Source organism: Pseudomonas sp. I2 (assembly GCF_040984075.1).
Taxonomy (GTDB): Bacteria; Pseudomonadota; Gammaproteobacteria; order Pseudomonadales; family Pseudomonadaceae; genus Aquipseudomonas; species Aquipseudomonas guariconensis_B.
Genome location: NZ_JBCGFQ010000216.1, coordinates 1 through 397 on the forward strand (window position 1 = coordinate 1; position 397 = coordinate 397).

General features: G+C 54.2%; 1 pseudogene. It reads left to right on the top strand.

The annotated features are described in order from the left end of the window. Positions 1-397: pseudogene (gene hyuA / locus WCE05_RS26320) on the top strand (D-phenylhydantoinase); the annotation flags it as partial.

Sequence of the window (397 nt, forward strand, 5' to 3'; positions counted from 1 at the left end):
CAATACCTCCTGTTGGACGAACGCAGTTACGATACAGAAGACGGCATGAAGTTCATTCTTAGCCCACCGCTGCGTAACGTACGCGAGCAGGACAAACTGTGGTGTGGCATCAGCGATGGTGCGATTGACGTGGTGGCGACCGATCACTGCACCTTCTCGATGGCTCAACGCCTGCAAATTTCTAACGGCGATTTCAGTCGCTGCCCAAAGGGCTTACCCGGTGTGGAAAACCGCATGCAGTTACTTTTTTCCAGTGGCGTGATGACGGGACGTATAACACCGGAACGCTTTGTTGAATTAACCAGCGCAATGCCCGCCAGGCTGTTTGGCCTGTGGCCGCAAAAAGGATTATTAGCGCCCGGTTCCGATGGCGACGTGGTGATTATCGACCCACGTC